Raw genomic sequence first — 15,523 nt, forward strand, 5'->3', positions numbered from 1 at the left:
AAGCCCTTCCCCCTTGATGGGGGAAGGGTTGGGATGGGGGTGGAAGGCGGCGGAGGCCAGGTCTCCGAAGTCGCCTCATACTGGACCGGCGTCACCCCCAACCCCGGCCCTTCCCCCATCAAGGGGGAAGGGAGAGGGGATTAGAACGCCTCGGCCGGCATGGCCATCAGGACGTCGGCGCCGGTCTTCAGTTTCTTCAGATGGGCGTCGGCGTCGGGCAGGATGCGCTCGACGAAGTAACGGCCGGTCTGCAGCTTGGCGGCGTAGTAGGGGTCGGTGGAGCCGGCCGCGATCTGCTTCTGCGCCGCCGCCGCCATCTGGGCCCAGACATAGGCCATGGCTGTCAGGCCGAAGATGTTCAGATAGTCGGTCGAGGCGGCGCCCGCATTGTCCGGATTGGCCATGCCGTTCTGCATCAGCCACATGGTGGCCTCCTGCAGGGTCTTCTTGGTCTGGGCCAGGCCGTCGATGAAGGGTTTGACGGCCTCTTCCGCCGCGCCATGTTCGGCCACATAGGCGTCGATGTCGGCGAACCAGCTCATGATCGCGCGGCCGCCGTTGGCCGGCAGCTTGCGGCCCACCAGGTCCAGAGCCTGGATGCCGTTGGTGCCTTCATAGATCATGGTGATCCGCGCATCGCGCAGATATTGCGACGCCGGGAAATGCTCGGTGTAGCCCGACCCGCCGTGCACCTGCATGGCCAGGCTGGCGGCGTGGAAGCCCTTGTCGGTCAGATAGGCTTTCAGCACCGGGGTCAGCAGACCCATATAGTCCTTGGCCTTGGTGGCCACGGCCTCGTCTTCGGACTTCTCCAGATCGGCCTGAAGCGCGGTCCACAGGATGAAGGCCTGGCCGCCCTCGACGAAGGCGCGGGCCTCCAGCAGCATGCGGCGCACGTCGGGGTGGACGATGATCGGATCGGCCGGGCCGTCCGGGTTCTTCGGGCCGGTCAGGCTGCGGCCCTGCAGGCGGTCCTTGGCGAACTCGACCGCGGCCTGATAGGCGGCGGTGCCGATGGCCAGCCCTTGCAGACCCGTGCCCAGGCGCGCCTCGTTCATGACCACGAACATATTGTTCATGCCCCGGCCTTCCTCGCCGATCAGCCAGCCGGTGGCGTTCTCATAGGCCATGACGCAGGTGGCGTTGCCGTGGATGCCCATCTTCTCTTCAAGGCCGGCGCATTCCAGGCTGTTGCGCTCGCCCAGGGAGCCGTCCTCATTGACCAGGAATTTGGGCACCAGGAACAGGCTCAGCCCCTTGATCCCGGCCGGGGCGCCTTCGACGCGGGCCAGGACGGTGTGGATGATGTTGTCGGCGAAGTCGTGCTCTCCGGCCGAGATCCAGATCTTCTGGCCGGTGATCCTGTAGCTGCCGTCGGCCTGCGGAACCGCCTTGGTGCGGACCATGCCTAGGTCCGTGCCGCACTGGGGCTCGGTCAGGTTCATGGTGCCGGTCCACTCGCCGGTCGTCATCCTGGGCAGGTATTTGGCCTTCAGCTCGTCCGAGGCGTTGGCGTGAATGCCGGCCCAGGCGCCCGCCGTCAGGCCCGGATACATCGAAAAGGCCGCCGAGGCGCCGGCCGTGAACTGGCCCACCGCCGAGCCGATCACCGAGGGCATGCCCTGGCCGCCGTATTGCGGGTCCATCATCAGCGAGGGCCAGCCGGCCTCGACCATCTGGTGATAGGCTTCCTTCCAGCCCTTGGGCGTGGTCACGACCGAGCCGTCGATATGACAGCCTTCCTTGTCGCCCGGGTTGTTGATCGGGGCGATCACCTCGTCGGCGAAGCGGCCGGCCTCTTCCAGGATCTGCTGGGCCAGTTCGGACGAGACGTCCTGAAAGCCCGGCTGGTTGGTGAAGCGGTCGATCTCCAGCACCTCGTTCAGGATGAACGTCAGGTCGCGGACAGGCGCCTTGTAGGCCATGGGTCAGGCTCTCGCTTTGAAGGGCTGGGAGTGGTCGGGATTCAGGCGTTCGCGCAGCAGGCTGGCGTATTCCTCGGCGCCCGGCAGAAGGTCGGGGCGATGCTCGCCCAGCTTGGCCTCCATCACGGCGCAGGCTTCCTCGGCGGTGGTGATGGCCTCGTCCAGGTCCTGGCGCTGCTGCTTCAGGGCCTCGATCTGGGCGCGGTGACGGCGCAGGGCCACGGCCATCTGGTGGGCGTTGTGGTCCTTGTGGTCGTACAGATCCAGCATCTCCTGGATCTCCTGCAGGGTGAAGCCGATACGGCGGCCCCTCAGGATCAGTTTCAGCCGCGCCCGGTCGCGCGCGTCATAGACCCGCGTCTGGCCCTTGCGGGCGGGGGTCAGCAGGCCCTTGTCCTCGTAGAAGCGCAGGGCGCGGGCGGTCGCGCCGAACTCGCGGCACAGCTGACGGATCGAATAGGTGCGCAGATCGTCGGCGGTCGGCATGGCCGCCATCTAACCCAAACTTGACGCGCACGTAAAGGGAAGGTTTCGGGGGCCTCAGCCCGGCTGGCGCCGTCCCATCAGGACGACGGCGGTCAGAGCCATCAGCACCAGGTTCACCGCCGCCAGGCCCCAGTCGCCGCCCAGGGCGTGGACGCCGGCCATTACCGTCTCAAGCACCAGCAGGCCTACGGCGCCGATCATCAGCGCGGGCCGGCCGACGCGCCAGGAGACCAGGGGCGCCAGAAGGGCCAGGGCGAGGACGATCTCGACCGCGCCGACGCCACGCACGAAGCCTTCGTCCGCCACGGCCGGCCAGACCATCAGGGCCGCGAGGCTGGACATGGATTCGGTCAGTTTGGCGTAGCCGGCGGCGACGAAGAACATGACCAGCCACCCCTGCAGGGTCCACAGACCGACATTGCGATAGGTGGCGCACAGTCGAAGCTGGGCCGGAGTGTGGGCTCGGGTCGAGGAGGAGATCATGGGCGTATCGCGCGGGGCTTAAGTCAACGGCCGCTGACTTAAGCCCGACCCCTGTGGCTTCAAGGGCTCCAGCTTGGCTGTAACACCAGTTGATCGGCAGTTCCGGAACCTGACGACGCGAGTGGCGCAGGGGCGTCAGGCGTAGGCGGCGCGGGCCGCCGCCAGACGGGCCAGCTTGGCGTGCAAGGGCGTCCAGTCGTCATCTGCGGCAATGGCGGCCCAGATGGCCTCGACCTCGTCGATCAGCATTTCTTCTGGCTCGGGCGCGGCGAAGAGTGGATGCTCCAGCCGCTCGGGCCGCTCAGGTTCATGCTCGAACAGGGCGAAGCGGAAGGCGTCGAAGGCCTCGCCCTGATACAGGCCTCGCCGCGGGCCGCGCAGGGCGCGCTCGGACGAGGCGAAGCCGGCGAACCAGTCGAAGAACAGAGGCTCCCACCGCAACGCCTCGCCGCCCTGGCGCAGCAGGACCAGGGTGACGTCCACCAGCCGTTGATCCGCCGCCTCGCCCAGGCTGAGGACCCCCAGCCGCTTCAGGAAGGCCGCGCGCAATTCGGCGATATAGGCCGGGCCGAAGCCATTCAGAGCCTGGGTCAGGGGTTCGGCCTCGGCGACCAGTTTCAGGCAGCCGGCCAGTTGCGTCAGGTTCCAGAACACGGCCTCCGGCTGGCGCGCGAAGGCGTAGAGGCCGAACTGGTCGAAATAGGCGGCCGTGAACCCCGGCTCGTAATGCGGCAGGAACCGCCAGGGGCCGTAGTCGAAGCTCTCGCCCGTGACGTTCAGATTGTCGGTGTTCAGCACCCCGTGCACGAAGCCGGCGGCGATCCAGCGCGCGGCCAGCCGGGCCGAGGCCGCGACCACGGCGGCCAGCAGGCCGGGCGCGTCGCCGGGCGCGACCTGGGGGTGATAGAGGGTGCGGACGTGTTCGGTCAGGGTCTCGATCTGGTCCGCGCGGCCGAAATAGGCCGCCCGCTGGAAGGTCCCGAAGCGGATGTGGCTGTGCGACAGCCGCACCAGGACGGCCGAACGGGTCGGGGAGGGCTCGTCGCCGCGCTCCAGGTCTTCGCCCGTCTCGATCAGGCTGAGGATGCGGCAGGTGGGGACATTCAGCGTCTCCAGCATCTCGGCCGCCAGGATTTCGCGCACCCCGCCCTTCAGCGTCAGCCGCCCGTCCGCCGTGCGCGACCAGGGTGTCTGGCCGGAACCTTTGGAGCCAAGATCGAGAAGACGGCCCGAAGCGTCGCGCATCTGCGCCGCCAGGAAGCCGCGGCCGTCGCCTAGGTCAGGGTTGTAGGTGCGGAACTGATGGCCGTGATAGCGCATGGCCAACGGCCCCGGCTGGCCAGGCAGGGGCTGGAACCGGGCGAAATGATCGATCCATTCGGTGTCGGTCAGGGTCTCGAGCCCGACCTCCGCGGCGGCCCGGTCGTTGCGGTAGCGGACGATGGCCGCGGGGAAGTCGGCCGGGCGGACGGCGTCAGCATAGTCGGGGCCCAGGTCGAAGACATGCGGCTCGGGGCGGTAGGCGGGCGATACGGGCATGGGCCGCAGATGCGGCCTGGACGGCCCTGACGCAACCGTGACGCCGCCATCTTGAACCTTCGGGCCGCGGCCCTATTGTCCCGCTCAGAGATCGGGCCGCGTCGCGCGGTCAGGCCGGCGCCCTGGGACCCAGGGCGAATCCGGTCCCGACGCCCGTCGGTAACCGGGCGTCACGACAGTCCCATTCGATGGAGGACGCCGTGGCGCGCAGATTCACACTCGATTTCCTGAAGACCGAGGCCGGGTCCGGCGCCGTGTTGGGACTGGCGGCCCTGGCGGCCCTGGTCGTGGCCAACTCGCCCCTGGCCCCGGACTATTTCGCCCTGCTGAAGAGCGCGCAGCCATTGCGGCTTGGGCCTCTGGCCCTGGACCTGACGGTGGCGGAGTGGATCAAGGAAGGGCTGATGGCGGTCTTCTTCCTGGTCGTCGGCTTGGAGATCAAATACGAGATCTTGCGCGGGGAACTGAGCGATCCCAGGAAGCTGGCCACTCCTGTGCTGGCGGCCCTGGGCGGGATGATCGCCCCGGCCCTGGTCTATGTGGCGATCGTCGCGCCCCTGGGCGGGCCGCACCAGGGGTGGCCCATACCCCTGGCCACGGACATCGCCTTCGCCCTGGCGGTCTTCGCCCTGGTGGGGCGCGGGCTTCCGGGATCGTTGCGGGTCTTCCTGCTGACCCTGGCCATCGTCGACGACCTGGGGGCCATCGCCCTGATCGCCATCCTGTTCAGCCAGGGAGTGGCCTGGGCGCCGCTGATGCTGGCGGTCGCGGCCCTGGGATGCGGCGCTGTCGTGGCGCGATACAGGCGCATCGCCGCCCCCTTCTGGGTTCTGGGGTTCGGCCTGGTCTGGTGGCTGACGGTCGAGGCGGGGCTGTCGACCTCGCTCAGCGCTGTGGCCTTCGCCGCCATCGTCCCCATCCGACCGCGCGACGAGGATGGGCAGAGTCCCCTGCGGGAGGCCATGCACGATCTGCATCCCTATGTCGCCTTCCTGGTCCTGCCCCTGTTCGCCTTCGCCAAGGCCGGGGTGTCGTTCGGGGGGCTTTCGCCGGCCGAGGCGCTGACCCCCCTGGCCGTGGGGATCGCCGGCGGGCTGTTCCTGGGCAAGCAGGCCGGGGTCATGGGCATGACCTGGCTGGCCTGGCGGCTGGGCCTGGGACGCCGGCCCGAAGGGGCGGGCTGGATGCAGCTTTACGGCGTCGCCGTGCTTTGCGGGGTCGGGTTCACCATGAGCCTGTTCATCGGCGCCCTGGCCTTTCCGGGAGCCGTGGATTCGTCCCAGCAGATTCAGGTCAAGCTGGGGGTGATCGGCGGGTCCCTATTGTCGGTCGCCTGGGGCGCGGCGGTGCTGGGCGCGAGTTCTCGGGCTTCGCGCAAAGAAATCGCCCAGCGTCCTTCCGAAACGGCCGGGTTGAGGTCAAATATTGACCTAACGTAATCGGATTTTGTCGCTTTCGTGTCACAGTCGGGGCGAAGCCAAGGAGGAATCGGTCTCTCTGGCTTAGCCGCTGCTTGGCACGGACTCGGCGTCGCGTTACCCATTGAGCCTAGAATAACCTCGTCCCATGGAAGGCCGGGGTAAGGGATCAGGAACGCCTCGGCCGTCTCTCAGGCGGCCGGGCCATCGAGAGCCGGGAGCCGCTCATGCGTCGCGCTAATTTCCTTCGTTCCACCGTGTCCGCCGCCGTTGTCGGCGCGGTCGCCTTCGGCTTCGCCGGGGTGGCCGCCGCCCAGGACGGGCCGACCACCGTCGACGACATCGTCGTGACCGCCCAGAAGCGTGAACAGAACCTTCAGGACGTGCCGATCGTGGTCACGACCCTGTCGCAGGAAATCCTGCAGGACGCCGGCGTCCACGACATCAAGGACCTGCAGATCCTGACCCCGGGCCTGACTGTCACCTCGACGACCAGCGAGACCATCACCACCGCCCGCATCCGCGGCGTCGGCACCGTCGGCGACAACCCCGGCCTGGAAAGCTCGGTCGGCGTCGTGATCGACGGCGTCTATCGCCCGCGCAACGGCGTCGGCTTCGGCGACCTGGGCGAAATGAGCCGCATCGAGGTGCTGAAGGGGCCGCAGGGCACCCTGTTCGGCAAGAACACCTCGGCCGGCGTCATCAACATCATCACCGAAGCGCCGTCCTTCACCCCCGGCGCCAGCGGCGAGTTCACCGTCGGCAACTACGGCGCCTGGGGCCTGGCCGGTTCGGTCACCGGCCCGCTGAGCGACCAGGTGGCGCTACGCCTCTACGCCGCCAAGCGCGAACGCGGCGGCTTCTACAATGTCTCGACCGGCGCCGGTCCGCGCGGCGAGACCGATGACCAGAGCCAGGATTTCTGGACCCTGCGCGGTCAGATGCTGATCCTGCCGAATGACAACGCCTCGATCCGCATCATCGCCGACTATTCCAAGCGCGACGAATACTGCTGCGTCGCCACCCAGGTCCGCACCGGCCCGACGGGCACGATCATCGACGGGCTGAGCCCCGGCGGCAACGGCATCGTGGGCCCGGCCGCCGGCTTCGCCCCGAACGCCTTCACCCGCGACGTCTTCGCCAACCGCCCGACCGACCAGCTGATCGAGGACCGGGGCGTCTCGGCCGAGATCAACCTGGACCTGGAAAGCTTCGGCGGCGCCACCCTGACCTCGATCACCGCGGCCCGCCGCTGGAACTCGGTCAATGGCTCGGACATCGACTTCAGCGCCGCGGACCTGTTCTACCGCCTGCCGGACGGCACCTTCGGCTTCTCGGTCGATCAGTTCAGCCAGGAACTGCGTCTGGCCGGATCGAACGACAATTTCGACTGGTTGATCGGCGGCTTCTATTCGAAGGAAGACCTGAAGCGGAACGACAGCTTCATCTTCGGCGCCGCCTTCACCCCCTTCTTCTCGACCCTGATCACCTCGCAGCTGGGCTCGCCCAACCCCGGCGCCCTGCCGTGCCTGACGGCTGCGCCGACCACCTTCGCGGTCTGCACCGGCGCCATCGCGCCCTTCCCGGGCTTCGTGCCCTCCTATGGTCCGGTGGTGCCGGCCGGTTCGGGCTATCTGGACCGTTACCAGCAGGATTCGGACTCCTTCGCCCTGTTCACCAACAACACCTGGCGGGTGAGCGAGCAGCTGGAGCTGACCCTGGGCCTGCGCTACACGCGTGAAAGCAAGACCCTGGACACGGCCCAGACCAACATCGGCGGATCGGACGCCGTCTGCTCGGCCGTGCGCGCCAATCCGTTCGCTCCGGCGGCCCTGCTGGGCGGCGCCCTGTGCATCAACCAGCTGAACCCCGACTTCAACGGCCGCACCTATACCCAGGAGATGGAGGACGACGACATCTCCGGCCGGTTCGCCGCCCAGTACCGGTTCAACCCCTCGCTGATGGTCTATGGCGCCTATGCGCGCGGCTACAAGGCGGGCGGCTTCAACCTGGAACGCTCCAGCGAGCCGAACCCGGCCGGGCCGGCGGGCGATGTGCGGCCGATCGCCGACACCTCGTTCGCCCCGGAAACGGTCGACAGCTTCGAGCTGGGCTTCAAGAGCACCCTGCTGAGCCGCACCCTGCTGTTCAACGCCAGCTACTTCAATCAGAAGTACGAGAACTTCCAGCTGAACACCTTCGCCGGCATCGCCTTCATCGTGGAATCGGTGCCGGAGCTGACGTCGGAAGGCGTCGACATGGACTTCGTCTGGTTCACCCCGCTGGAAGGCCTCAGCTTCCAGGGCGGCATGACCTACGCCAAGACCGAGTTCGGCCAGTTCGGCGCGTCCGACCTGTCGGTGCCGTCGCGCTTCCCGTCGCTGTCGCTGCTGCCGGGTCAGCAGATGGCCTTCGCGCCGGAATGGTCGGGGTCGCTGTCGATGAATTTCGACCGCTCGATCGGCAATGGCCTGCGCGCCGGCTTCAGCCTGTCGGCCAAATACACGTCGGAATACAACACCGGCTCGGACCTGCTGCCGCTGAAGATGAACGACGCGATGACGATCCTGAACGGTCGCATCACCATCGCCACCGAGGACGACCGCTGGGCCCTGGACCTGTGGGCCCAGAACCTGACCGACGTCGAATACTATCAGGTGGTGTTCAACGGCCCGCTGCAGGGCGGCGCCTTCTCGACCCTGCAGACCTCGGGGCCCTACGCCGGCAGCTATTACAACCCGGCGGCGGACACCATGACCTACAACGCCTTCCTGGGCGCCCCGCGCACCTATGGCCTGACGATGCGCCTGAAGTACTGATCCGCCTTCAGCGCAGATTGAACAGCCGGTCGGGGCCCGCCCCGGCCGGCTTTTTCACGCTTGAGGCCCGCTGTTCATGCCTGAGATCGGCCCGAGGTCCAAAGCGGGCGAGAAGGCGGCCGTGGCCCAGGCGGCGTGTGAGGATGGATGCCAAGCCTTATCGGGCGAAGCGGCCCCGACCGCACGGGGCGCGGCGCAAGTGGGCGCCACGGCCGGCTTCGCCTCCGAGCCAGCTGCTTGGCGCAGGGCTGCGGCCGGGGCGACAGAGGCCTGCGGGCGGGCGGGTCCGACGCCGCCAAGCCGTTGGACCCCGAGGCAGAGCTCCACGCGGAAGCCAACCGCGCGGCGGGCCGCCGAGGCCGCCCCTTGCCGCCGTCGAGCTACTCGTGGGCGTGGCGGAGTTTGCGGTCCAGGATGCGTTCCAGCCGCACCTTGACCCCGTCGATCAGGCTGAACACCACCGGCACGAACAGCAGCGACAGGGCCGTGGAGGTGATCAGGCCGCCGATCACGGCGATGGCCATCGGGCTGCGGAACTCGGTGCCGGGCATGAAGGACATGGCGATGGGCAGCATGCCCAGGCCCATGGCCAGGGTGGTCATGACGATCGGACGGGCCCGCTTGTGCGCCGCATCGATCAGGGCGTCATGCCGGTTCAGCCCCTTGCGCAGCGCCATGATGGCGTAGTCCACCAGCAGGATGGAGTTCTTCGCCGCGATCCCGGTCAGCATGATGATGCCGATGAAGGCCGGCATGGACAGGGACTTGCCGGTGATCAGCAGGGCGAAGAAGGCGCCGCCGAACGACACCGGCAGGGCCGCCAGGATGGTGATCGGGTGGAAGAAACTGCCGAACAGCAGCACCAGGACGACATACATCAGCAGGATGCCGGTCACGATGGCGAAGGCGAAGCCCTGGCCCAGTTCGGCGTTGCTCTCGGCGTCGCCGGTCAGCTGCTGGGACACGCCGTCGGGCAGGTTGGTCATGGCCGGCAGGGCGTTGACGGCCCGGGTCGCGTCACTGAGGGCGATGCCCGACAATTCGGCGGTGATGGTGGCCACGCGCCGGCGATCCAGCCGGTCGATCTGGTTGGGACCGGCGCCGAAGCCGATGTCGGCCACGGCGGACAGGGGCGCCAGGGCGCCCGAGGCGGTGGGCACCTTCAGGGTCTCCAGAACGCTGAGGTCCTGGCGGGCGTCTTCTCGCAGCATGACGCGGATCGGCACCTGGCGGTCGCCGAGGTTGAATTTGGGCAGCAGCTGATCGGCGTCGCCGATGGTGGCCACGCGGGCGACCTGGCTGATGTCGGCGGAACTGACGCCCATCAGGGCGGCCACGTCGGCCTTGGGCGTGATCAGAATCTCGGGCCGGACCAGGGAGGCGGTGGACTGGACGTTGCCGAGGCCCGGCACGCCGCGCATCTCGCGCTCGAGCCGGGCCGAAGCCTGTTGCAGGGCCTCGGGCTGGTCGCTGACCAGGGCGATGTTCAGCAGGGACGAGCCGCCGCCGGACGCGTCGCCGAACTGGATCCGGGCGCCCGGTTCGCGGGTCAGAAGACGGCCGACGTCGCGTTCGAATTCCTGCTGGTTCAGGCTGCGCTGGCTCTTGGGAACCAGGTTGACGGTCAGGCCGGCCTTGCGGACCTCGCCGGCGCTGGAGCCGCCGCCGGGGCCGAAACTGACGGTGGCCGAGCCGATGGAGGAATAGACCGATTTCACCTCTGGCCGGGCCATCAGGGTGCGGTTGATCCTCTGAACCGTCTCCTCGGTCTCCTGAAGGGTGGCGCCGGGCGGCAGCTGGACCGTCAGGCTGGAGCGGGAAATGTCTTCGGCCGGAATGAACTCGCCCGGTAGGAAGGCGGCCAGAACCAGGGAGCCGACAAAGAAGATCGTCCCGAATCCCAGGACCCAGACCCGGTGGTCGAACACCCGGAACACCACGTGTCGGGCGAACCAGCCGCCCCGGCCGGAGGCCCGGTCGCGTTTCAGGCCCTCGGGGGCCGAATTGCCCAGGCACCAGTTCAGCCAGCCCAGATAGGTCTTCATCCAGCGCGGATCGCCGTGCTCCTTGCCCTGATCGCGGCGCAGCATATAGGCGCCCATCAGGGGGGTCAGGGTGCGCGCCACCAGCAGCGAGAACAGCACGCTGACGCAGGTGGCGATGGCGAAGCTGGAGAAGAACTGGCCCACGATGCCGGGCATGAAGCCGGTCGGGGCGAAGACGGCGACCAGGGTCGCGGTGGTGGCCATGACCGCCAGGCCGATCTCGTCGGCGGCCTCCATGGCGGCGGGATAGGGCGCCTTGCCGTCGCGGATGTGCCGGACGATGTTCTCGATCTCGACGATAGCGTCATCGACCAGGATGCCGATGGTCAGCGACAGAGCCAGCAGGGTCACGACGTTCAGCGACTGGCCCGCCAGGTCCATGATCCAGAAGGTCGGGATCAGAGACAGGGGCATGGCCATGGCGGCGATGAAGGTGGCCCGCCAGTCGCGCAGGAAGACGAAGACCACCGCCACGGCCAGCAGGGCGCCCAGCAGCAGGGCTTCGACCGAGGCGTGGAAATTGTTGACCACATCCACCGTGGTGTTGGCGACCTCTTCGATGGTCACGTCATCGCGTTCGGCGTCCAGGGCTTCGACCGCCTTCTGGGCGGCGTGATAGACGTCGACCTCGGACGAGCCGATGGCGCGCGAGACGGCGAAACCCACCACCTCCTCGCCGTTGAAGCGGGCGCGGCCGCGCGGTTCGGACCATTCGTCGACCACCTCGCCCAGGTCGCCCAGGCGCACCGAACGGGCGCCGACGGGGATCAGGGTGGCGCGCAGCTGATCGACCGTCAGGGCCGAGCCGACGGTGCGGATGGCCTGTTCCTCGCCGCCGATCTCGCCTCGGCCGCCAGGCAGGTTGATGTTCTGGGCCCGCAGCTGGTTCGACACGGCCGAGGCGGTGACGCCGAAGGCTTCCAGCTTGGCAGGGTCCAGCTTGATGCGGATCTCGCGGCTGACGCCGCCGTCGCGGCTGACCTGGCCGACGCCCTTCACCGAAAGCAGGCGCTTGGCCACGGTATTGTCGATGAACCAGCTCAGCTCCTCCGGGCTCATGCCTGGAGCACGGACGACATAGTTGGCGAAGGGGATGGAGGTGAATTCGATCCTCTGGACGATGGGCTCCAGCACATCGGCCGGCAGGTCCTGGCGGATACGGGTGACGGCGTTGCGGACGTCGTTGGTGGCCTTTTCCAGGTCCACGCCCAGCTGGAACTCGACCAGGGTGGTCGAGGCGCCCTCGTTCACCGTCGAGGTGATGTGCCGCACCTGGCCCAGGCCGGCGACCGAGTCCTCGACCAGGCGGGTGACCTGGGTCTCGAGTTCGGTCGGGGCCGCCCCCGCCTGGATCACGGTGACCGCCACGATGGGCAGGTCCACGTCCGGGAAGTTGTTGGTGCGCAGATTGAAATAGGAGCCGATGCCCGCGATCGTCAGGACCACGAACATCAGAACGACCGGGATCGGGTTCTTGATCGCCCAGCGCGAGATGTTGTTCGGGTTCATCGCCGGGTCCTATTTGGCCGCCGCGGGAGCCGAGGCGGCCGCCGTCGGCTGGGGCCGGGCGATGGTCACCTGGTCGCCGTCGCCCAGGAAGCCGGCGCCGCGCACCACCACCTGCTGTCCGGCCTGAAGGCCGGTGGTCACCGCCACGGCGTCGCCCGAACGGGCGCCGGTGGCGATGGGGGTGAAGCGCACCACGGCGTTCTGGCCGATGACATAGACGCCGGGCTTGCCCTCGCGGAAGACGATGGCGGCCGAGGGCACGGTCAGGGCCGGCTGGTCGCCGACGGCGATGACAGCGCGGGCGAACATGCCGGATCGAAGGCCGCTGGATGGCGACAGGGTGATGCGGGCGATTCCCAGACGGGTCTGGGGATCGACTTCCGGCGTGACGATGCGGACGCGGCCGGTGGTGGTCCCGCCCTGGTCCGAGGTGATGGTCGCTGTCTGGCCTGGACGGATCAGGGGCAGTTCGGCCTCGGGCGCCTGGGCGTCCAGCTCCAGCCGGCCCTCGCGGACCATGCGGAACAGTTCGGTTCCCGGCTGGACGATCTGGCCGCGCGTCACGCTGCGGCTGATGATGCGGCCGGCGACGGGGGCGCGCAGATTGGTCTGGTCCAGTCGGGTCGCGGTCTCGGCGCGGGCGGCGCGGGCGGACGCCAGCTGGGCCTCGGCCGAGCGCTGCTCGGCGATGGCCATGTCCAGCGAGGCCTGGGATAGGAAGCCGCGCTCCTTCAGCTCGCGGGCGCGGCCCAGTTCGGCGTCCTCGCGCGCGGCGTTGGCCTCGGCGGCGGTGACGGCGGCCTCCTGCTGGCGCAGCTGGGCCCGCAGCAGGGCGTCGTTCAGCTTGACCAGGATCTGGCCCTGGCGGACGTAGGCGCCTTCATCGACATAGACGGCCACGGCCTGGAGCCCGCCGGTCTCGGCCGCCACCGGCACCTCTTCCCAGGCCGAGACGCTGCCCGAGGCGGTGACCGTGCGCGGCAGGTTGACCAGGCTGACGGTCGCGGCCGTCACGGACTGGCGAGAAGGCGGCGCGGCCTTCTCGTCCTTCTTGTCGCCGCCGCCGCAGGCCGCCAGGGCCGCCATTCCCGCCAGCATCAGGCCGGCGCGCGCCGTCCGGGTGAAAATCGCCACGTCCGTCTTCCCTCCGTGCGCCGCCGACGCAGGGGGGCGCGGCAGGCGTGGCCGTCCGCTGCCGGAGGCCGAAATATCTAGGCCGACACCTAGCCTGTTGCGATCCGCTCTCAAAGCACGCTCGGGGCCGCAGCCGCACATAGGCGGCCCATCGTGGCCCGCAAGACGCGGTCGGTCCGCATTGGCGAATTTCCATGCGCCGTGCTAGGCGCGCGCCATGCCTACGCCCCCCATCGAACGTATCCGGAATTTCTCCGTCGTGGCCCACATCGACCACGGCAAATCCACCCTGTCCGATCGCCTGATCCAGGCCACCGGCGGCCTGACCGCGCGCGAAATGAGCGCCCAGGTCCTGGACAATATGGACATCGAGAAGGAGCGCGGCATCACCATCAAGGCCCAGACCGTGCGCCTGAACTACCGTGCGCGCGACGGGCTGGATTATGTCCTGAACCTGATGGACACGCCGGGGCACGTGGACTTCGCCTATGAGGTGTCGCGGTCGCTGGCGGCGTGCGAGGGTTCGCTGCTGGTGGTGGATGCGTCCCAGGGGGTGGAGGCCCAGACCCTGGCCAATGTCTATCAGGCCATCGACAACAACCACGAGATCGTGCCGGTCCTGAACAAGATCGACCTGCCGGCCGCCGAGCCGGAGCGGGTCAAGGCCCAGATCGAGGAGGTCATCGGCCTGGACGCCTCGGACGCCGTCATGTGCAGCGCCAAGTCCGGCATCGGCATCGAGGATGTGCTGGAGGCCATCGTCACCCGCCTGCCTGCCCCCAAGGGGGATGTCGATGCGCCGCTGAAGGCCATGCTGGTGGACGCCTGGTACGATCCATACCTGGGCGTGGTGCTGCTGGTGCGGGTGTTCGATGGGGTGCTGAAGGCCGGGCAGCGGGTCAAATTCATGCAGAACGGTTCGACCCACCTGGTCGACCGGGTCGGCGTCTTCCTGCCCAAGAACACCCCGGTCGAGAGCCTGGGACCGGGCGAGGTCGGCTTCATTACCGCCCAGATCAAGGAGGTCGCCCACGCCGCCGTCGGCGACACCATCACCGATGAGAAGAAGCCGACCGCCGAGCCGCTGAAAGGCTTCAAGGAGGTCCAGTCGGTGGTCTTCTGCGGCCTGTTCCCGGTGGATGCGGCCGATTTCGAGGACCTGCGCGCCGCCATCGCCCGGCTGCGCCTGAACGACGCCAGCTTCACCTATGAGATGGAATCCTCGGCCGCCCTGGGCTTCGGCTTCCGCTGCGGCTTCCTGGGCCTGCTGCACCTGGAGATCATCCAGGAGCGCCTGAGCCGCGAGTTCAACCTGGACCTGATCGCGACGGCGCCGTCGGTGGTCTACAAGCTGGAACTCCGCGACGGCAGCCACATCGACCTGCACAATCCGGCGGACCTGCCGGACGTGATGCAGATCATCGAGATCCGCGAACCCTGGATCAAGGCCACCATCCTGACGCCGGAAGAGTATCTCGGCGGGGTCATCAAGCTGTGCCAGGACCGCCGGGGCGAGCAGAAGGAGCTGACCTGGGTCGGGACGCGGGCGATGGTCGTCTATGACCTGCCGCTGAACGAGGTGGTGTTCGACTTCTACGACCGGCTGAAGTCGATCTCGAAGGGCTACGCCAGCTTCGACTACGAACTGGCCGACTATCGCGCCGGCGACCTGGTGAAGATGAACATCCTGGTCAACGCCGAGCCGGTGGACGCCCTGTCGATGCTGGTGCACCGATCACGCGCCGAAACGCGCGGACGCGGCATGGTCGAGAAGATGAAGGAGCTGATCCCGCCGCACCTGTTCCAGATCCCGATCCAGGCGGCGATCGGCGGCAAGATCATCGCCCGCGAGACGGTGCGCGCCCTACGCAAGGACGTGACGTCCAAATGCTATGGCGGCGACGCCACCCGCAAGAAGAAGCTTCTGGAGAAGCAGAAGGAAGGCAAGAAGCGGATGCGGCAGTTCGGCAAGGTCGAAATTCCGCAGGAAGCCTTCATCGCCGCCCTCAAGATGGACGAGGACTGACGACGCCTATCGCGCGCCCGATTACCGAGCACCCGTCAGGTCGCGCCAGCGCCAGGCGGCCCGGCCCACGGCGATGCGCGGCCCGTCGGGCAGGGCGATGACGGCTAGGTGATATCGACATTCAGGATTCTCAGACGCT

9 protein-coding genes are annotated in these 15,523 nt (G+C 68.1%); 3 read left to right on the forward strand and 6 right to left on the reverse strand.

All coding sequences use genetic code 11. The features are described 5' to 3' along the window. Window positions 1-140 precede the first annotated feature (140 nt). The 4 genes from KF910_RS05870 to KF910_RS05885 all read right to left on the reverse strand — a co-directional run bounded on the left by KF910_RS05870 (window position 141) and on the right by KF910_RS05885 (window position 4,433). Entirely contained in the window at window positions 141-1,925 is a 1,785-nt protein-coding gene (locus KF910_RS05870; protein WP_292259571.1) for an acyl-CoA dehydrogenase C-terminal domain-containing protein, read from the reverse strand. Window positions 1,926-1,928: 3 nt separating this feature from the next. Next, complete coding sequence (locus KF910_RS05875) at window positions 1,929-2,411, reverse strand: MerR family transcriptional regulator (RefSeq protein WP_292259572.1); 483 nt, start codon at window positions 2,409-2,411, stop codon at window positions 1,929-1,931. Between the two features lie 54 nt (window positions 2,412-2,465). Then, the gene (locus tag KF910_RS05880; RefSeq protein WP_292259573.1) at window positions 2,466-2,894 is read right to left on the reverse strand and encodes a DoxX family protein; all 429 of its coding nucleotides are present in this window, start codon (window positions 2,892-2,894) and stop codon (window positions 2,466-2,468) included. Window positions 2,895-3,029: 135 nt separating this feature from the next. Further along, entirely contained in the window at window positions 3,030-4,433 is a 1,404-nt protein-coding gene (locus KF910_RS05885) for a protein adenylyltransferase SelO family protein (RefSeq protein WP_292259574.1), read from the reverse strand. A 200-nt stretch (window positions 4,434-4,633) separates the two neighbouring features. On the opposite strand from KF910_RS05885, the gene nhaA reads away from it, so the two are divergent. After that, window positions 4,634-5,872 carry a Na+/H+ antiporter NhaA gene (gene nhaA, locus KF910_RS05890; RefSeq protein ID WP_292259577.1) on the forward strand — a complete coding sequence of 413 codons (1,239 nt, stop codon included), beginning with the start codon at window positions 4,634-4,636 and terminating at the stop codon, window positions 5,870-5,872. A gap of 206 nt (window positions 5,873-6,078) precedes the next feature. Next, complete coding sequence (locus tag KF910_RS05895) at window positions 6,079-8,670, forward strand: TonB-dependent receptor (RefSeq protein WP_292259578.1); 2,592 nt, start codon at window positions 6,079-6,081, stop codon at window positions 8,668-8,670. A gap of 380 nt (window positions 8,671-9,050) precedes the next feature. On the opposite strand, the gene KF910_RS05900 is transcribed toward KF910_RS05895, so the two are convergent. Together KF910_RS05900 and KF910_RS05905 are read right to left on the reverse strand one after the other, a co-directional pair. Next, entirely contained in the window at window positions 9,051-12,224 is a 3,174-nt protein-coding gene (locus tag KF910_RS05900; RefSeq protein ID WP_292259579.1) for an efflux RND transporter permease subunit, read from the reverse strand. 9 nt (window positions 12,225-12,233) lie between these two features. Then, window positions 12,234-13,358 (reverse strand): efflux RND transporter periplasmic adaptor subunit, encoded by a 1,125-nt coding sequence (locus tag KF910_RS05905; RefSeq protein ID WP_292259580.1) that lies wholly within the window; start codon window positions 13,356-13,358, stop codon window positions 12,234-12,236. Window positions 13,359-13,575: 217 nt separating this feature from the next. Between KF910_RS05905 and lepA the strand changes: the two genes are divergently transcribed. Then, a complete protein-coding gene (gene lepA / locus KF910_RS05910; protein WP_292259581.1) occupies window positions 13,576-15,384 on the forward strand; it encodes a translation elongation factor 4 in 1,809 nt (602 codons plus the stop codon). Window positions 15,385-15,523 lie beyond the last annotated feature (139 nt).

Origin of the sequence: Brevundimonas sp., assembly GCF_019636155.1 — a bacterium.
In the GTDB taxonomy this organism is placed as follows: Bacteria; Pseudomonadota; Alphaproteobacteria; order Caulobacterales; family Caulobacteraceae; genus Brevundimonas.